Below are 3,964 nucleotides of genomic sequence, written 5' to 3'. Positions count from 1 at the left end.
CCCCCTTTTCCGCTAGGTGATCCGGCCCAACACTGGTAATATTGAGCTTGTTGGAAGGGGGTGGCACCCCGGACAACGAGAACCCCTCGAAACCCACACCGGAGGAACCCATGAGCGAGCAGATCACCCCCGAGCGTCAGGCCGAGGCGGAGACGATCGGCCGCGCGGCCTACCAGGCCATGCGCGCCGAGATGATCGAAGCGTCCAACCAGCGGGAGGGCATCGACACCCCCCTCCTCATGGCGGGGCTGGAGGCCGAGGCGACCTACCAGGCCGCCCGCGAGGCGCTGACGAAGGCCCGCGCCGAGCGGCAGAACGTGCACTACGCCATGTGGCGCGCGAACAAGGACCCCCGCGCCGTCGCGGCCCTGCTGCCCGCCACCGTCAAGGCCGCCACCGTGCGCGCGGCCGTGGTCAAGCTCGCGCCCAGCCAGGACTTCGAGGCCCTGCCGCTGTGGCGCACCGACGACGAGGAGGCCGCAGCCACCAACTGACCCCGAACGGCCGGGCGGCGGATGGCACCGCCGCCCGGCCCCGCTCGAAACCCGACACGACGCACCGCAGGAGAGCACGCCATGAAGTTCCAGATCCACACCGCCATCGGCCATGACGCGACCCTTATTCCGGCCCCGCTCGACACCCACGAGGCCGCCCGCGAGTTCACCGCCACCCTGGCCCGCCTCTTCCAGGTCGAGCCCGCCCGCGTCATCCACGACGAATACCGGGCCGCCGAGTACGTGTGGACCAACGTCACCGTGTCCCTCCCCGCCATCGGCGAGGCGGTGTTCAGCGTGGACAGCCGCAAGACGGCCCGCGAAGCGGTCCGCCTGTACCTGGACAACAAGGCGGTGCCATTCGCCTGGACGGATCGCAGGAGCGCCGGGCAGACGTTCGCCGGGGCCGTGGCCGCCGCCGTCCGCGAGCGCGACGCCCGCGCGGCCCGCCAGGACTGACCAGCGCCGGGGCGGCGGACCACCGCCGCCCCGAGTCTCAGAAAAACCCCTGATCAGAACCGCCCCCCGCTTCCATATCTGGCCCAATACTGGTAATATTGAGCTTGTTGGAAGGGGGTGGCACCCCGACCGGCACCACCACTCGAAACCCACACCACGGAGGAACCCCGTGATCACCACCACCATCGAGCACAGCAGGGTCTACGGCACCACCGCCCGCCTCAGCGACCACCACGGTTGGCTCAAGGCGACCCTGCGGCAGCACGGATTCGAGTGGTCCCACTCCCTGAACGCGTTCGCCGCCCCCGGCACCCGTACCTGGCCGTTCGATCACTTCAAGTTCGCCAAGGTCACCCGCGAACTCCGCCGGTGCGGATTCCCCGTCAAGGTGGTCGTGGACAACGCGCGGCCCGAGGTCGACCCGATCGCGGACGCGCTGACCGAGCTGCTCGACATCGCGTACGCCGTTCAGCGTCTCGGTGCGGCGCTGGCTCAGGACATGCTCACCCGACCCGGCCGAGTCACCGCCGAGCGCGTGAAGGAGGCTCAGGAGGCCGTGGAGGCCGCCTACGCCAAGGCCGATGAGATCGAGAAGCGGCCCGGTGTCTACGAGCACCCCGAGATGGAAAACGTCTGGTACCTCCTCACGCAGGGCGGCACGGCCGTCGGTCTGGCCCCCTTCTAGGCCCCGCACACCCCCGAAGGGGCGGACACCGCGCAGGTGTCCGCCCCTTCGGCGTGCCCATGCGGCGGTGGGCGCCGACGGGCCGCCGAGGCGTCGCCGGTCGCGTACGAGGGGGAGTGGACCCGGCGCGAGCGACGGCCACACGGTGGGGCCGGCGGACGGTGCGCCGCTCGACCGTGCGGCACCCGGCCTCCGGCCGGGTGTGAGGGGCGCTCCCGCGCCACCCCCTCACGCACCCCAGGCGCCCGTGGCCGGCCCCGCCGTTCATCCGTCGACGGCTCCCGGCGCGGCATTCCGAGCGGTGCGCGTGATCGTCCGTCCGCCGGGTGCTGCCTGTCGCGAGCCGACCTGAAGACGGCTGGCAAGGGGAGGGGGCGGCTCGACTGGGAGGGCGCGCGAAGGGTGCGTGATTCGCAGAAAAACCCTGGTCAGACCCCCTTTTCGGCTAGGCGATCCGGCCCAGCACTGGTAATATTGAGCTTGTTGGAAGGGGGTGGCACCCCGGACAGCGAGACCACTCGAAACCCGGCACCACACGGAGGGCACAGATCATGACCACCACCCAGCGCGCGGACCAGGACCAGCAGCTTCCGGCCCTGACGAAGATCGGCGGAGTCTGGCACTGCGTCATCGCCAACAAGCTCTTCAAGGTCACCAAGCCCGGCCGTACGTGGACCGTCGCCCACGCGGACGACGCCGCAGACCCCCAGTCGGTCGCGTCCGGCCGCACCCGCAAGGAGGCCCTTGCCGCAGCACTGACGGCCCTCTCCGTCTCCCTGGCCCTGCCCGAGCCGACCGTCACCCACGTCGGTTCCCGCCTGAACGCGCTCGGCGGCGGCGCAACCATCACCATCGACGGACTGGTCTCCGTCTTCTACCGGCTGGAGAAGGACGGATACGCCCAGCCGTGCGGCAAGTGCGGCGGCAAGGGACACATCAACGCTTACGACCATGTCCAGGGAGGCATCTGCTTCGACTGCGCGGGATACGGAGCCCTCGGGGCCCCGATGCCCCTTGAGCACCGGATCGAAGACGTGAAGTACCTGGCCACCGACATGCGCAAGCAGCACGAGCGGGCCATCATCGACGCCGCCAAGCGCCGCGTGATCTGGGCCAAGTTCAGCGCCGCCGAGCCCGAGCTGGCCAAGTGGATGGACAACGACGGAAGCACCTTCCCCGACGACATGCGCCGCCTGATCACCTCCGGCAAGTCCATGACGCCCCGCCAGGACCAGGCCGCCCGCCGGGCCGCCGAGGAGTACGCCCACCGCGACGAGCGCGCCGCCGTCGAAGCCGCCGCGCGCGCCGAACGCATCGCCTCCGCCCGATCCCTGGCTGAAGGCGACGAGGTGGCCCATGAGGGCACCGTCACCCTGGCCAGGACCGTCGACGGCGCATTCGGCTCCCGGATGCTCCTGCTGGTCGACGCAGGAGACGGACTCACGCTGAAGGTCTTCAGCACCAGCAAGTCGGCGTGGGAGGCCGAGGAGGGCGACCGCGTGCGCATCACCGGCACGGCCAGGAAGCCCCAGACCGACCGGTACGAGGGCACGCCGCAGACCCCAGTCGCCCGCCCGCGCATCACCATCGTCGCCACCGCCGACGACTGCGAAGCCGTCGCGGTGTAGGCCCGGGTGGCGGGGCGACTCAAGCCGCCCCGCCACCCGGCCCGTCCGAAGTTCCCACCACCTGACAGGAGACACGACATCACCGCCGTAACCGCCCACTTCCTCGGCGTCATCCGGTACGACGCCGCCACGCACGACGCTGACGGCAACCCCCTGCCGACCGAGCAGGGCATCCACTCGAAGGTCATCGCCGAGGACATCGCAGACGAGTTGCTGCACTCTCTGGGGCACGAGAAGCCCATCGAGGGCGACTACCTCCAGAAGGTGCGAGAGGTGTCCGTGCGCCCGGCCGAGCCGCTTCAGGAAGCGCTGACACGGGCCGCGCAGATCAACGCCGTGCACCAGGCCCCGGGGCACGGCATGGAGTGCACGTGCGACCTGGACGCGCTCGAACTGGTCGAGCAGCTCGCCGCCTACGCCTCCCACGGGGCGTAACCGCACCGCCCCCGCGTTCCGGCTCTCGGGTCGGACGCGGGGGCTGCTCGCGCGGAGCGCGCCGGCCCGCCGTCGACCGTCGGGCCCGCCGCGCACGCAGGTGGCCGCATCGGCCGTCAGCGACGCTCGCGGTGTGGAGGGCGGCGCGGGCGCGCAGCGCCGTACGACGGCACCCGTCCTTCGGCCGGGTTGCGAGGGGCGCTCTCGCGCCGCCCCCTCGCGCTCCCCAGGCGCCGGGGGCGGGGGCCGGCGGGGCGGCCGCG

Annotated in this window: 5 protein-coding genes; all 5 read left to right on the top strand. The window is 71.4% G+C overall.

Annotation, left to right across the window (positions count from 1 at the left end; translation table 11 throughout):
* The first annotated feature begins 110 nt into the window (after positions 1–110).
* Positions 111–494 carry a hypothetical protein gene (locus ACFYZA_RS40225; RefSeq protein ID WP_388495144.1) on the top strand — a complete coding sequence of 128 codons (384 nt, stop codon included), beginning with the start codon at positions 111–113 and terminating at the stop codon, positions 492–494.
* Between the two features lie 81 nt (positions 495–575).
* On the top strand, positions 576–953 hold the full coding sequence (locus ACFYZA_RS40220; protein WP_388495143.1) for a hypothetical protein: 378 nt from the start codon (positions 576–578) through the stop codon (positions 951–953).
* Positions 954–1,122: 169 nt separating this feature from the next.
* Positions 1,123–1,638 carry a hypothetical protein gene (locus ACFYZA_RS40215; RefSeq protein WP_360118912.1) on the top strand — a complete coding sequence of 172 codons (516 nt, stop codon included), beginning with the start codon at positions 1,123–1,125 and terminating at the stop codon, positions 1,636–1,638.
* Positions 1,639–2,189: 551 nt separating this feature from the next.
* Complete coding sequence (locus ACFYZA_RS40210) at positions 2,190–3,266, top strand: hypothetical protein (RefSeq protein WP_388495142.1); 1,077 nt, start codon at positions 2,190–2,192, stop codon at positions 3,264–3,266.
* A 6-nt stretch (positions 3,267–3,272) separates the two neighbouring features.
* Complete coding sequence (locus tag ACFYZA_RS40205) at positions 3,273–3,701, top strand: hypothetical protein (protein WP_388495141.1); 429 nt, start codon at positions 3,273–3,275, stop codon at positions 3,699–3,701.
* Positions 3,702–3,964: the final 263 nt, after the last annotated feature.

Origin of the sequence: Streptomyces sp. NPDC001828 (assembly GCF_042892175.1) — a bacterium.
Taxonomy (GTDB): Bacteria; Actinomycetota; Actinomycetes; order Streptomycetales; family Streptomycetaceae; genus Streptomyces.
Note: the sequence above shows the minus strand (reverse complement) of the source record. Positions and strands in the feature narration are given on the sequence as shown.

Bases quoted from the DNA above. Each gene is read 5' to 3' on its own strand.
- ACFYZA_RS40220 (WP_388495143.1), top strand. From the start codon at position 576: ATGAAGTTCCAGATCCACACCGCCATCGGCCATGACGCGACCCTTATT.
- ACFYZA_RS40210 (WP_388495142.1), top strand. From the start codon at position 2,190: ATGACCACCACCCAGCGCGCGGACCAGGACCAGCAGCTTCCGGCCCTG.
- ACFYZA_RS40225 (WP_388495144.1), top strand. From the start codon at position 111: ATGAGCGAGCAGATCACCCCCGAGCGTCAGGCCGAGGCGGAGACGATC.